General features: G+C 47.1%; 16 protein-coding genes. 6 read left to right on the top strand and 10 right to left on the bottom strand.

Going from position 1 to position 11,980, the window contains the following annotated elements:
• Positions 1–39: 39 nt before the first annotated feature.
• Entirely contained in the window at positions 40–603 is a 564-nt protein-coding gene (locus tag VJ249_00370; GenBank protein ID HKZ93021.1) for a class I SAM-dependent methyltransferase, read from the bottom strand.
• A 206-nt stretch (positions 604–809) separates the two neighbouring features.
• On the bottom strand, positions 810–1,082 hold the full coding sequence (locus VJ249_00365; GenBank protein ID HKZ93020.1) for a hypothetical protein: 273 nt from the start codon (positions 1,080–1,082) through the stop codon (positions 810–812).
• 172 nt (positions 1,083–1,254) lie between these two features.
• Here VJ249_00365 and VJ249_00360 point away from each other — a divergent pair, with 172 nt between their 5' ends.
• Entirely contained in the window at positions 1,255–1,695 is a 441-nt protein-coding gene (locus tag VJ249_00360) for a TMEM175 family protein (GenBank protein HKZ93019.1), read from the top strand.
• A gap of 124 nt (positions 1,696–1,819) precedes the next feature.
• Here the strand turns inward: VJ249_00360 and VJ249_00355 are convergent, their stop codons facing one another.
• The 4 genes from VJ249_00355 to hutU all read right to left on the bottom strand — a co-directional run bounded on the left by VJ249_00355 (position 1,820) and on the right by hutU (position 5,547).
• Complete coding sequence (locus tag VJ249_00355) at positions 1,820–2,353, bottom strand: transcription factor (GenBank protein HKZ93018.1); 534 nt, start codon at positions 2,351–2,353, stop codon at positions 1,820–1,822.
• A gap of 573 nt (positions 2,354–2,926) precedes the next feature.
• Positions 2,927–3,142 carry a hypothetical protein gene (locus VJ249_00350; GenBank protein ID HKZ93017.1) on the bottom strand — a complete coding sequence of 72 codons (216 nt, stop codon included), beginning with the start codon at positions 3,140–3,142 and terminating at the stop codon, positions 2,927–2,929.
• Positions 3,143–3,292: 150 nt separating this feature from the next.
• Complete coding sequence (locus tag VJ249_00345) at positions 3,293–3,559, bottom strand: hypothetical protein (GenBank protein ID HKZ93016.1); 267 nt, start codon at positions 3,557–3,559, stop codon at positions 3,293–3,295.
• A gap of 317 nt (positions 3,560–3,876) precedes the next feature.
• Positions 3,877–5,547, bottom strand: a complete 1,671-nt coding sequence (gene hutU, locus VJ249_00340) for a urocanate hydratase (protein ID HKZ93015.1) — start codon at positions 5,545–5,547, stop codon at positions 3,877–3,879.
• A gap of 143 nt (positions 5,548–5,690) precedes the next feature.
• On the opposite strand from hutU, the gene VJ249_00335 reads away from it, so the two are divergent.
• Positions 5,691–5,960 (top strand): GYD domain-containing protein, encoded by a 270-nt coding sequence (locus VJ249_00335; protein ID HKZ93014.1) that lies wholly within the window; start codon positions 5,691–5,693, stop codon positions 5,958–5,960.
• Positions 5,961–6,000: 40 nt separating this feature from the next.
• On the opposite strand, the gene VJ249_00330 is transcribed toward VJ249_00335, so the two are convergent.
• The 3 genes from VJ249_00330 to VJ249_00320 form a co-directional block, all read right to left on the bottom strand.
• Positions 6,001–6,969 carry a CorA family divalent cation transporter gene (locus tag VJ249_00330; GenBank protein ID HKZ93013.1) on the bottom strand — a complete coding sequence of 323 codons (969 nt, stop codon included), beginning with the start codon at positions 6,967–6,969 and terminating at the stop codon, positions 6,001–6,003.
• Positions 6,970–6,991: 22 nt separating this feature from the next.
• Complete coding sequence (locus VJ249_00325) at positions 6,992–7,270, bottom strand: hypothetical protein (protein ID HKZ93012.1); 279 nt, start codon at positions 7,268–7,270, stop codon at positions 6,992–6,994.
• Between the two features lie 61 nt (positions 7,271–7,331).
• Positions 7,332–7,625, bottom strand: coding sequence for a carboxymuconolactone decarboxylase family protein (locus tag VJ249_00320; GenBank protein HKZ93011.1), 294 nt, complete (start codon positions 7,623–7,625; stop codon positions 7,332–7,334).
• Positions 7,626–7,740: 115 nt separating this feature from the next.
• Between VJ249_00320 and VJ249_00315 the strand changes: the two genes are divergently transcribed.
• The 4 genes from VJ249_00315 to VJ249_00300 all read left to right on the top strand — a co-directional run bounded on the left by VJ249_00315 (position 7,741) and on the right by VJ249_00300 (position 10,277).
• A complete protein-coding gene (locus VJ249_00315) occupies positions 7,741–8,526 on the top strand; it encodes a helix-turn-helix domain-containing protein (GenBank protein HKZ93010.1) in 786 nt (261 codons plus the stop codon).
• Between the two features lie 80 nt (positions 8,527–8,606).
• Complete coding sequence (gene dps / locus VJ249_00310; GenBank protein HKZ93009.1) at positions 8,607–9,158, top strand: DNA protection during starvation protein; 552 nt, start codon at positions 8,607–8,609, stop codon at positions 9,156–9,158.
• A 69-nt stretch (positions 9,159–9,227) separates the two neighbouring features.
• Positions 9,228–9,977 (top strand): ZIP family metal transporter, encoded by a 750-nt coding sequence (locus VJ249_00305; GenBank protein ID HKZ93008.1) that lies wholly within the window; start codon positions 9,228–9,230, stop codon positions 9,975–9,977.
• 36 nt (positions 9,978–10,013) lie between these two features.
• A complete protein-coding gene (locus VJ249_00300; GenBank protein HKZ93007.1) occupies positions 10,014–10,277 on the top strand; it encodes a cytochrome b5 domain-containing protein in 264 nt (87 codons plus the stop codon).
• Positions 10,278–10,430: 153 nt separating this feature from the next.
• Here the strand turns inward: VJ249_00300 and VJ249_00295 are convergent, their stop codons facing one another.
• Positions 10,431–11,978 carry a hypothetical protein gene (locus tag VJ249_00295; GenBank protein ID HKZ93006.1) on the bottom strand — a complete coding sequence of 516 codons (1,548 nt, stop codon included), beginning with the start codon at positions 11,976–11,978 and terminating at the stop codon, positions 10,431–10,433.
• Between the last annotated feature and the right edge of the window lie 2 nt (positions 11,979–11,980).

Genomic DNA, 11,980 nt, shown 5'->3' with positions numbered 1-11,980 from the left:
GGTGTTTGGGTATTTGACTGTGAAGGGGTGGATTTAGATTTAACTCTGTGTTTTGTGGCATGTGCCCACGTATTCTCTGTTGTGTTTGTCCTGTTTGAGCGAGTCGATTGTTAAGCCAGCTTGGTTAAGTAGCTCTAGGAAACCGTTCTGGGTGAATTTTTTCCTCAGCCCTGTTACTGCAATCATTGCATTCTGTTTGCTGACTCTCTGGATTTCGGTCAGTGTTGCCTTGGGGCTTGGTGTGTTTTGTAGTAGTGTGACTGCGAAGGCGGCGTCGAATGTGTGTTGTGGGAAGGGTTGGTTGTCCGCGTCGGCTAGGACGAGTGCCACGTTTTGGTAGTGTTGTGCTTTTTCTCTGGCTTTTTTGAGTAGGTTTCGGGAGATGTCTATGCCTACGATGAGTTTCACTGTGTCTGTGAGGTGTTTGAGGAGTATGCCTGTGCCGCAGCCTGCGTCTAGGACTGTGCTGTTGTGTTTTAAGTGTATGTTGTGCATGATAGTTGTGATTTTGGCTTCCTGTTCCTCGTGGTATTGTGTGTCGTAGGTGTGGGCTGATTGGTTGTAGCGGCGCATTATGCGTTGTTTCTGGTTCCATGGTTTCATATGGTGTTCACAATGGGATGTGGATGTGCATTAAGCTTTTGAAGTGTGGGTGTTAGTGTTGATGTTGCCTAGGAAACACTAACAACTGGCTGTTGCTGAGCCTCTATGTTAGAGCGTATGTTACGGGCTACGGGAAAACAAATTTCAAAAGAAGAAGGCGCCTTTTCCCTTTAGCCTTCTTCTACTGAATAAGAAGAGTAAGAGTTTCAACTTACGATAAGAAGGGTCTTTCCATGTTGGAGTACGTTTTGCGGCTGTGGCTGTGCGGGCGTCGTCGTCAGAGTGTTCCTAGTGACATCATCATCCAGCATGGTTGTGTTGGCTTGGACATAGAGGCGTAGACTGTGGGTGGCGGGTTTCTGTTCAGATGTTATTAATTTCCGCTTAGACTGAGTCATAACACCGAGGCTTTTTGTCGGCGCGGAGTTCTGTTCAGAAGGAGTAGTCTGAGCCTCGTGTTTGTTGACTGATACTTCCATGTTGGCTACATTGCCTGGGCGGGTCTGTGTTTTCAGATGTTATTAACTTTCGCTTGGAAACAGTAACAATACCGACTTTCTGGGTGCTTGTGGCTGTGTAGGCTTGTGCCTTTTTTTGGTAAAGCATTTCTGGTGAAAGAGCGGTATCTTAGTGTCTGTTTGGGTGAGGAGAATGTCTGGTTCGCCGCCGATTGAGAAGTTGACTGACGTGATTTTTGGTTTTGCGCTTGCGGTTGGTGCTCTTTCCTTAACTGGTGCTCAGCCTCAGACGATGTCGGCTATGGCGGGCGGCTTGTTCATGTTTGGTTTGAGTTTTGTGATTTTGGTTGTGGTGTGGTGGGGGCATAGTGATCTTATGTCTAAGCTTGGTTCAGGTAAGTCGAAGGTTGTTGTTATCAACATTGTGCTGTTGTTTTTTGTGGCTGTTGAGCCGTATTTGTTGAATTCTCTTAATTTTGGTTTGGCTCTTTTTTCATTGGCTTCAACTTTGTATGCGGTTGATATGGCTTTTCTTATGGGAATTTCCGGGGTTCTGTGTCGTATCTTGGTGACGGAGAATGAGGGAACTCTGTCAATCCTAGCTAAACGACAGGTTTTTCTACGAGTCAAATAATCATGCCTGAAGTCACATCCACGTATTCACCCTCAATAAATCACGATTCAATGACCATCTGCCGCTAATGCGGTAGGGCGTGCGCGCAAATGCGGGATGGAACAATTCTCTAACATTTCACCGCTCACGAAACTTTTATCTGCTCAATTTTTCGGGTTAGGGCCTCAACGATCAAGTCGTTGTTGAGGTGCGCCATTGGTTTGTTGCAGGTGGGACATTTGAAGAGAAGCTCAAATGCCTCTTCGAAGGTGAATCGCTTGCAGCCTGGCGTTTGGCAGGTGTAGAACTCGTGGCTTTTCTCATATTCAAGCCGGATGTCCAGTTTTTCCAGAACATGGCGCTTTTGGTTTACGATGAAGCCTTCCAGCTGGTCGGGTTGGAGTCTCCAGTTGAAGATAAACCAACCTGTTTCTTTGTCGCGGGATTGTCTGAGAGCAACGAGGGAATGGTCGTAGAGTCTGTAAAGCGCCTTACGAACTATTTTGAGTTGTATTTGGGTTTTGTTCGCTATCTCAATATCTGTAATCTCGTGAACCCCTTGGAGGACCTCAACTACTCTAACGGCGTCCTCGCCGAACAACGCAGCCACTTTCTTTAGCGTCTCGCCATCTACAAAGAACAGTTTTGAAGCGCCTCTGCCTATACTGTGTGTAGACAAGCTCCGCCGAAGAGAACATCAGGAAAATATCCTGCCCACTTACTTAGTAACGCTCAAGGCGATTAACCCTTTCCATCCTAAGAAAGCCATAAAATGCGCGCGTTTAAACCAAAAAATACCGGGCAAGTGGTCAAAACTCTACGCCCATATGCCGATATGTTAAAGAATCCGTCGACAAAAAATGTCACCAACATACAGAAAACTACGAAAAAGTATGGAATTATTGGAGCCACAATGATTTGGGAGCCACAATGATTTGGGTCTATGCGCTACTCGCGAAAATAGTCGGCTTTTGAAGGAGTTTGGTGCACACCTTTGAAAAGCTATATACGAAGTTTTCAACACTTAACTATAATCTATCACCTGAATGCGAAGTGAGTGCTGTGTCTAAAAAAAGTGAAGGCGTCATCGTGAGTTGTCGAAGGGGGCCGAAAACCCAGAAACCCAAAGAATACATTCTCCGCTTTCCCGGCATTGAATCAGTTGGCGGGGCGGCGCGACTCATAGGTCGAGCGCGCGCGCTAGAAAATAATCCATCGAATAGGAAGGGGTCACTTGGGTTAGCTGAAGAATTCAAGTTCTCTTTTCTTTTTGAACGGCTGGAAGAATGAACCCAGCCATTAGAAACAAGGCACCTACAACAAAAACCACTATTCCAGCATCTCTGAAAGGATAGAGTTTCTGGTAATAGTAGCCCTCTTGATAGAGTATTAAATAGAAACCGATAGCAACAAACGAAGCCCCAACAATTAGCAGCCCAGTATTGAAGCGTTTTCCCAGATTACTCATTCAATGTCCCCTCTTGTTCTGAGCATTTTTCTCTGTTTCTGACTATAACCCTTGCTGTTTCAATGAACCTTGCACTTTCGCTGGTTTAGTAGTCCAACCACCACGAAAAAAGGCTCTCGTTCTCGAAGGCTTAAGAAAAGAGGAAAAGGCCTACAAGACACCTTTGCCCAGAATGTAGCCGAGCACCACGCCAATTATTCCAGCCAACGTTTCTCCGCTGATTTTGTCAAATCCAGCCAACAAGCCACTCATGACAACCACTATCCCAACCAAAACTATCTTAGCATAGAATTGTCTTGAAGACGATTTTGACCACTTGCCCAGTAACTCAAGCAGAAAATCCTTGTTTTCCTTGATAAATTTCGAAAGTCCTTCAAAGAAGGGCTCTTCCTCGTATTCGTCTTCCTTCTTCGCCATAGCAACACCAGTGATTCTTATGAAGTCTCGTCACTTAAAAGAAACGGTCTCAAGAGAAGGAAGGATGAAGGATAGAATTTCTATGTCCCCCACATGACGACGCTGACGCTGATTCGCTGGAGCTTAGCGCGCGCTGTCGATTTTGTGGAGCAGAAAGCAAAATTGATGCTGATTTCTGTGAGGAGTGTGGAAAGAAAATAGGGTAGCGTGACGAAAAGAAAAGCTTCTTCATTTATCAGCGTCTCTATTTCTTGCCTTTCCCCTCTCATTATTCGAGGAGAATGAATTTCTAACATCTTATTTTGAAGAGTAGTTTTTTAAAGGTCTCTTAGCATGGGCATTTTGATTTGTTTTTGTCTGGCTATTTGTTGTGCTTTCATGTAGCCTGCGTCTGCATGACGTACGACGGCTGTCCCCGGGTCAGTTGTCAAGACAGTAACCAGTCGTTTTTCTGCTTCCTTTGTTCCATCTGCCACTAGACACATGCCCGCATGTATGCTGTAGCCCAAGCCCACGCCGCCTCCATGATGAACTGAAACCCACGTGGCGCCCGCAACCGCGTTCAACAACGCATTCAGTATGGGCCAGTCAGCTATGGCGTCGCTGCCGTCTTTCATGCCCTCTGTTTCACGGTTAGGCGAAGCCACGCTGCCACCGTCCAAATGATCCCGCCCAATCCACACCGGTCCACTCAAGTCGCCTTTACTGACCATGTCATTGATGATTTTGCCAAACTTGGCTCGTTCGCCGAACCCAAGCCAGCAAACACGGGCAGGCAAGCCCTGAAACTTCACCTGCTCCTTCGCCTTCTCTATCCACCTGCAGAGCTCCTTGTTGTAAGCAAACTCCTTCAAAACAACATCGTCCAAAGTGTAAATGTCCTCTTTGCTGTCGATGAGGCTGTTCCACCTGAAGGGTCCACGCCCCTCACAAAACATCGGTCTAATATACCGCTGCACAAAGCCTGGGAACTCGAAGGCGTCCTTGTATCCCGCGTCCAAAGCCTGCTGCCTCAAATTATTACCATACTCAAACGCCACCGCGCCCTTCTCCATCATCTGAACCATAGCCTTAACATGCGCAGCCATACTCTGCTTAGCCCTCTTAATGTAACTCGCTTGGTCTTTCTGGCGCAGTTTATCTGCATCCTCTTTAGACAAGCCAGCAGGATAATAACCATTCAACGGGTCATGAGCCGAAGTCTGATCCATAACCACATCAGGCACGAAGCCACGGCGAACCAGATCAGGAAGCACCTCAGCCGCATTGCCCAGCAAACCCACACTCTTAGGCGAGCCTTCTTCCTTCGCCTGCTTAGCTATGTCAACGGCTTCATCCAAATCATCAGTCCACATCTCCAAGTAGCCATGCTTCAACCTGCGGTCAATTGCTCTCTTGTCTATTTCCACAACTAGCGCGATGCCATCGTTCATGGTAACCGCTAACGGTTGAGCTCCTCCCATCTCACCAAGCCCTGCACTCAACACCACCCTGCCCTTCAAACTGCCCTTAAAATGCTCCTTCGCCACCGCAGCCAACGTTTCATACGTGCCCTGCAAAATGCCCTGCGTGCCAATGTAAGCCCACGAACCAGCCGTCATCTGCCCAAACATAATCAAGCCTTTCTCCTCCAACTCGTAAAAATACTCCCAGGTAGCCCACTTCGGCACCAACATACAATTCACAATCAAAGCCCGAGGCGCCCACTCATGCGTCCGAAACACAGCCACAGGCTTACCACTCTGCACAAGCATAGTCTCATCAGCCTCAAGACTCTGCAACGTATCAGCAATAGCATGAAAGCACTCCCAGTTACGCGCAGCCTTACCCGTTCCGCCGTAAACAATCAGGTTCTCCGGATCCTTCGCCACCTCAGGATCAACCATATTATACAACATGCGCAAAATGCCCTCAATCTGCCAATTCCGACAATGCAATTCAGAACCAGAAATATGCCTCAACGGCTTCGTAACCTCAAGCTTCGTCATTTCTTGGAACGTCTCCGCAATGACGCATATTCATTCAAGCTTGTAATAATCATTACTGTAACCGAAAAACCTCATAAACCCGTCCCACTCACCTTGACAAATCTTTTAAACAATACGGGCTTTCTTACTATCGAGGCGATAACATGCTCTTCGTTATATTGGCTAAATTCAAGAAGAAACCCACAAAAGAGTCCATTGCCGAAAACCGTAAACTCAGCGAAAAAGAAGCCAAAGAAGAAGGCATCAAAGACGTAGCCGTATACTGGACACTGGGCAAATACGACGCAGTCGTCGTATTAGAGGCTCCTAACGTGAAGGCAGCCATGAAAGCCATGATCCGAAGACGAGAATTCCTATCCACCGAGACCCTCGTGGCACTACCCGCAGAAGAAGCCAGAAAACTCGTTGAATAGTCAGCGCGTCAACTCAAAACCTAGCACCCAAGACTTGCTTTCACGCGGACGCCGATTGCTCATCTAGTCTTATCCATTTTCTTCTCCACAGCCACAACAAGGGCAGAACCACAGAAAGCGCCAAAACGCTAAAGACCACCACAGCATTCGTATTCCCAAACTGCGATATCCCAAAAAAAGTTGCAACCGTGTTCGGAAACGAAGTAATCGTCGTCACGATAGTCAAGTAGAATATGACAACCGTCAAAGCTTTAATGGCAGAGTTAATCCTGTTCGAAATCGCAGAAAGATACACGTTGATCGCATCTGTCATAATCTCCCTATAGGTCTCAACAATGTCGATCTGCCTCGTCAAGTACTCATGCGCCGTATCAAAATGACTCCTAGCCTTCGCAGACATGCACGCTGTCTCAGCCTTCCTAAGGTTGAAAACGAGACCTCTCTCATACCACAAGATCTTGTTGAAACTCACCATCCTAGACTTCAACTTAAACAACTTCCTAACCGTAGTTGGCTCAGGTTTCTCCATAATCTCCTCTTCCAAATTGGCGATGACGCCCTCAAGCTTTTCCAGATGAGAAAAATTGTTTGAGATCATCTCGTCCAAGATATAATATACGGTAATCGCCGGAGGATCAGCCTTAGTCTTACTCATCCTCGCCTTGGCCAAGTCAATTATTCCCTTGTATTCCCCGGTCTCCACCGTGATCATGAAGTCTTTTGAAAACGCGATAATTATCGGAAAAACTCTCTTTGCATCAACAATCTCCGAAATAACCCCAAAGTTGATTATTCCCCAATCCTGCTCCCACCTCAAACCAATATTCTGAACTGCCTCTCTGACCTGCATGAAGTTGATGTCTATTCCGGACTTTTCTGAAACAGCATCCAATTCCTCCTTTGTAGGCTGCTCAAGCTGCAACCAAACATTCGACAACTCCAGAGTCGTCAAATCCTCTGGTTTCAGCTTCTTTTCAGAATTGTCAACAAGATCAATACACGTTATCATAACTGTAACTTGACTAGCACTTTCAGATATTAGAGTTCCGAATGCTCTCTTCTTTCACGTCTTCTCCGCCAGTCTTTTCTCGAGCATATAACTTGTAGATGCCGCCAAAGATGAGCAGTGCGCCGAAGGCTGTTAAGACAAAAGGCCACGTGCTCACGTTCTTCTCTATTAATCCAACCTGTTTCAGCGTCAACAAACTGCCCCACACGAGGATGATAATGCCAATAGCCAGCTGATTGATGGCTGCTGAGACATGTCGCTTTTCCTCAAACAGCCTATGATGATGGGTCTCTTCTTTCATGCTTTCACCTCTTTTATGTCAAATCCCAACGCCCGATTCTTCAAGGCATAAGCACGCTTTCTTAGCTGCAGCCGCATTGATCGTCTTGCTTAACCCATTCTTTGACGTCTTCCTCTGTCGAACCGAATGGACAATCGTCTGAGCCGACGTCTTTCCCGGTCAGGGTTGACGCGAACTTGTCCATCTTGCCCATTGCACCTTTTCTAACAACTCGTCCTATCGCGATTGCCTCGATGATTTCTTTTTCATCTGCTCCTGTTCCCTTGGCTTCGCTGACCGCGGTTTTCAGGCAGGGCTGGCAATTCGCTGTGACTGCAGCTCCAACGGCTATGAGCATTTTCGTCTTGTTTTCCATGTCAGAACCTCCATGTTCTCCCATTTAACTACTACTTCACAGTAGTAGAAAGCTATTTAAGCCTTCTCTGACAATCACTCACTAGAAAACGGAAGAAACCACGATGAAAAGCAGCATGGAAACAGTAGCACGCGACAGAATCGTCTCCCGACTCAGAGAACTAGGACTATCAACTCACGAAGCCTTAGCCTACGCCACACTCCTAAGCCACCCCAGCATGACCGCAAGCACACTATGCAAAGAAACAGGAATCCCAGACTCCAAAATATACTACGCCCTAGACGGACTCTCAAGAAAAGGCATGCTCATAATCCAAAAAGGCACCCCAAACATCTACCTCCCCACGCCCCCAAAAGACGCCGTAGTCAACCTCAAAGAACAGCTCACAGAAGAACTCAATGAGAAAACCAAAGAAGCAGACGTACTCGCCGACCTACTCACACCAATCTACGAAAGCGTTGAAAAATCAGACGAACTCGAAATAGCCTACATCATCCGCGGACAAAGAAACATAATAAACCGCATGAAAGCCCTAATCGAAACAGCCCGCAAAGAAATCACAATTTTCATTTCATATACAGGCGTTTTCAAAGAACTAAAAGACTCCCTGATAACAGCGAAAGAAAAACGCAAAGTCAATTTGAACATTGCCGTAACCCAAGAGGTTTACGAAAAAGAAGACTTCTCAGACCTCGGCCAGATTCGCTTACTATGTTGCCTGCAAGACATAGGCTCAATTGACACCCTCGGCATGCTCATCACCGACGTGAAAACACTTCTAACAGTAACAAACTGGGCTGATGAAACCGCAATCCTGACACAAGACCAGAACCTAATCCGAGTCTCCAGAAACTACTTCGACAACCCAACCTGCTGCCGAACCGTACCTTGCACACAGTAGTCCTTGGCACATGCCCATCCTCAATTGCGTAAAATTAAATAGATTTCTATCCACACTTGTAGTCTCAGCGAGGTGATAATATGGCTAGAGTAGCGCGAGAAATGGTGGAGAAAGCTGGTATCAATGTTGATCAGCTCGTGGAGTTGTTGGTCAAGAATTCTGCAGCCGAACTTACAACTTACTATTACTACACTATCCTTCGATGCAACCTGATAGGACTAGAAGGAGAAGGAATCAAGGAAATCGCAGAAACGGCTCGCATCGAAGATCGCAACCACTTTGAGGCTCTGGTTCCCCGCATATACGAGTTAGGAGGCAAACTGCCAGAAGGCATGAAAGCTTTTCACGACGCCTCGGCTTGTCCCCCAGCCACACTACCAAAAGACCCAACCGACATTAAGGCAATGCTGACAGTGCTGGTGGAAGCAGAAAGATGCGCAGTAAGAGGATACACCCACATCTGCAACCTGACCGCCGGCAAAGACCACAGAACATACGACCTATCTCAAGCAATCCTCAACGAGGAAATCGAGCATGAGTCATGGTTCTCCGAATTCCTAGGCGAAGGACCATCAGGCCACTTCATGCGCAGAGGCGAGACTTCACCCTTCGTCTCCAAATTCCTCAGGTAAGTCCTTTCCACACCATCCCTTTTTCTTACGTCTAACAAGCATTATATCATATAGGTTCGTGTGTTGCGGATGATCGAAGAAGCAATTTTGCTTGGTTCTGCGGCCAGCCTAGCAGCCGGCTTAGCCACTGGTGCTGGAGCTTTACCAGTGCTATTTGCGAAGAAGATTTCAGATAAGTTGATGGATGTCATGCTTGGCTTTTCAGCTGGTGTTATGCTGGCAGCAACTTCATTTAGCCTGATAGTTCCAGCAATCGATTTGAGCGGTCCTTGGGTTGCTGTTTTCGGGATTGTCTTAGGAGCTTTTGTACTACATTTGATCGACCGCTCTATTCCACACTTTCATCCAGCATTAGGTGCAGAAGGGCCTTCTACAAAGCTGCCAAGAGTCTGGCTGTTTGTGATCGCCATAACCATCCATAACTTCCCTGAAGGGTTAGCTGTGGGAGTCAGCTTCGGAAGTGGAGACGTAGCGGCAGGACTTGTGGTTGCCATGGCTATCGGGCTTCAAAACATGCCTGAAGGACTTGCAGTTGCACTGCCCTTGGTAAGAGAGGGATATACCAGACGAAGAGCTTTATGGTATGGAACATTGACCGGGTTGGTTGAACCTGTTGGAGGTTTGTTGGGTGTTGCATTGGTCTCCATTTTCCATCCGATTCTACCTTGGGCACTTGCCTTTGCTGCAGGCGCCATGCTTTTCGTCGTGAGCGATGAAATGATACCTGAAAGCCACAGGAAAGGCTTTGAGAGAGAAGCGACCTTTGGCCTCATAGCCGGGTTTGTCATCATGATGCTGCTGGACTCCCTATTTGCTTGAAAGTAAATCAAAGCGCAACTTTGAAGGGCCAAGTGTATGAAAGAGTTCAGCGAGGAAGAGCTTGCCCAACACAATGGGAAAAACGGAAAACCAGCATACGTAGCATACAAGGGAAAGGTGTACAACGTGTCAACCAGTTTTCTTTGGAAAGATGGAAATCATCAAGCTCTTCACAGCGCCGGCGTGGATTTAACAGATGCCGTAGAGCAAGCTCCACATGGTGAAAATTTCCTCGAAAAGTTTCCTGTTGTCGGAATCCTATATGATGCAGGCAAGGCAAAAATGCCATTTAAACTATGAAAATATGATGTTTATTGAGGTTCATATTCCGCGCGCCATATGTGCGGCTACAGTGGCAGCAAAATCTCGGCAAGCGCAAGTGGAACCCCAAAAAGAAATTGTGTTCAAAATCATTGATGCTTCAAAACAGAAAAAAAGGAGAAAATTGTGCTGTCAATCTGTCTTTCTAAATTGCAGTTGTATCTTCGGTCTTAATCGTTTGAACCCTAGGAACCCTACGAAGGCGATGAACATGCTGAGGAACGTCATGGCAGTGCCAAAAGGCACTTCCGGAATCACATTAAAGCCTGTTATGAGCACCGAGTCAACGAGGTCTAGCCCCTGATCAAAGACCGCGTCGTTGTCTTTGTCCATAACAATGTCGTAGCTTCCCACAGCAAGCAGCGGAGGCCAAATCTGGAACGTCTGAGTTGTTCCTGTTGGACCCGGAGATACCGTGACCATCTCATCACCACCAGAGACGTCTGTTAGAGAATCGCCTTCATTCCAAACTGCTTGGTCAGCCACCACGTATATGGTGACAGTAGTCCAATAAGTGCGCGGCTGTGGACAAGTTACGTACACTGTTTCACCTGGCACGAACACGTCTTTAGGATTGCCTGAAGCGTCAGATGACCATATTTCGTCGGGCAATAGTATAGATGCATACTTCAAATCGCTGTTTGTGCCATCATAGTAACTTATGTGCGGATTATTGTTCGAGTCCAAGGCAATAGACGCACCGCTGCCGACGTTTCCTACTTCGTCAACGGTCTCAAGGTTCCACGCCGACCCAGTCCACATCGCGTATCTCAAACGACCATTCGAATCGTCGCGGTAAGCTATGTTTGGGTTATCGCTTGAGTCAATTGCAATTGAGTTCCAAGCACCAAAGTCGCCGTAGGAGTCCACGGTTTCATTAATCCATGAACTACCGCTCTTCTCAGCATATCTTAAACCAGGCCATCCCTGATAACTGATGTGTGGATTATTGCCCGAGTCCAAAGCAATTGAGGTACCTGTACCTGCGGTTCCATCAGGTGTGGAGTCAACTGTTTCGATGTTCCATGTGCCACCGCTCTTTCTGGCATGCATCACAGCATTACCGTCGCCACGGTAGCTTATGTGCGGGTTATCGCTTGAGTCGAGGGCAATAGATGTATATCTACCGTTCGTGGAGTCCGCAACTTCGATGTTCCATGCTGAACCTGTCCACCTCGCATATTTCAAACCTTCAGTAGAATTATAGTAGCTTATGTGCGGATTGTTGCTGGAATCCAAAGCTAGAGATGGCCAGCCTTCGCCTGCAGAGTCGACGGTGTCGATGCTCCATGTTCCGCCGCTTTTTGTAGCATACTTCAGGCCTTGGTAGCTAGGTCCTATGTAGCTAATGTGTGGATTGCCACCAGAATCTAAGTCAATTGAGCGTCCTCCACTGCCTCCGACATCTTCGCTGCCTGAGTCCACGGTTTCAATGCTCCATCCTGGACCTGCATCAGTCCACGTAGCATATTTCAGATCGCCACTCGTCCAGTTGAAGTATCTTATATGTGGGCTGCCACTCGAATCCAATGCTATAGAGGTATCACGACCGACAAATCCGTCTGAGTCTATGGGTGCGGTGTACCATCTGGACCATCCTACGGATGCGTGAACGCCTGCAACCAAGAGGGAAATCGGCAGAACAGCCATTAGCACAAGTGCGATAGACATTTTCTTCATGT

This window comes from Candidatus Bathyarchaeia archaeon (assembly GCA_035283685.1).
Lineage (GTDB): Archaea > Thermoproteota > Bathyarchaeia > Bathyarchaeales > Bathyarchaeaceae > DATETJ01.
The sequence above is the reverse complement of the archived record's forward strand: the minus strand, read 5'-3'. Positions and strand labels throughout refer to the sequence as shown.

Bases quoted from the DNA above. Each gene is read 5' to 3' on its own strand.
- VJ249_00370 (HKZ93021.1), bottom strand. From the start codon at position 603: ATGAAACCATGGAACCAGAAACAACGCATAATGCGCCGCTACAACCAA.
- VJ249_00365 (HKZ93020.1), bottom strand. From the start codon at position 1,082: ATGGAAGTATCAGTCAACAAACACGAGGCTCAGACTACTCCTTCTGAA.
- VJ249_00360 (HKZ93019.1), top strand. From the start codon at position 1,255: ATGTCTGGTTCGCCGCCGATTGAGAAGTTGACTGACGTGATTTTTGGT.
- VJ249_00350 (HKZ93017.1), bottom strand. From the start codon at position 3,142: ATGAGTAATCTGGGAAAACGCTTCAATACTGGGCTGCTAATTGTTGGG.
- VJ249_00345 (HKZ93016.1), bottom strand. From the start codon at position 3,559: ATGGCGAAGAAGGAAGACGAATACGAGGAAGAGCCCTTCTTTGAAGGA.
- hutU (HKZ93015.1), bottom strand. From the start codon at position 5,547: ATGACGAAGCTTGAGGTTACGAAGCCGTTGAGGCATATTTCTGGTTCT.
- VJ249_00335 (HKZ93014.1), top strand. From the start codon at position 5,691: ATGCTCTTCGTTATATTGGCTAAATTCAAGAAGAAACCCACAAAAGAG.
- VJ249_00330 (HKZ93013.1), bottom strand. From the start codon at position 6,969: ATGATAACGTGTATTGATCTTGTTGACAATTCTGAAAAGAAGCTGAAA.
- VJ249_00325 (HKZ93012.1), bottom strand. From the start codon at position 7,270: ATGAAAGAAGAGACCCATCATCATAGGCTGTTTGAGGAAAAGCGACAT.
- VJ249_00320 (HKZ93011.1), bottom strand. From the start codon at position 7,625: ATGGAAAACAAGACGAAAATGCTCATAGCCGTTGGAGCTGCAGTCACA.
- VJ249_00315 (HKZ93010.1), top strand. From the start codon at position 7,741: ATGGAAACAGTAGCACGCGACAGAATCGTCTCCCGACTCAGAGAACTA.
- dps (HKZ93009.1), top strand. From the start codon at position 8,607: ATGGCTAGAGTAGCGCGAGAAATGGTGGAGAAAGCTGGTATCAATGTT.
- VJ249_00305 (HKZ93008.1), top strand. From the start codon at position 9,228: ATGATCGAAGAAGCAATTTTGCTTGGTTCTGCGGCCAGCCTAGCAGCC.
- VJ249_00300 (HKZ93007.1), top strand. From the start codon at position 10,014: ATGAAAGAGTTCAGCGAGGAAGAGCTTGCCCAACACAATGGGAAAAAC.
- VJ249_00295 (HKZ93006.1), bottom strand. From the start codon at position 11,978: ATGAAGAAAATGTCTATCGCACTTGTGCTAATGGCTGTTCTGCCGATT.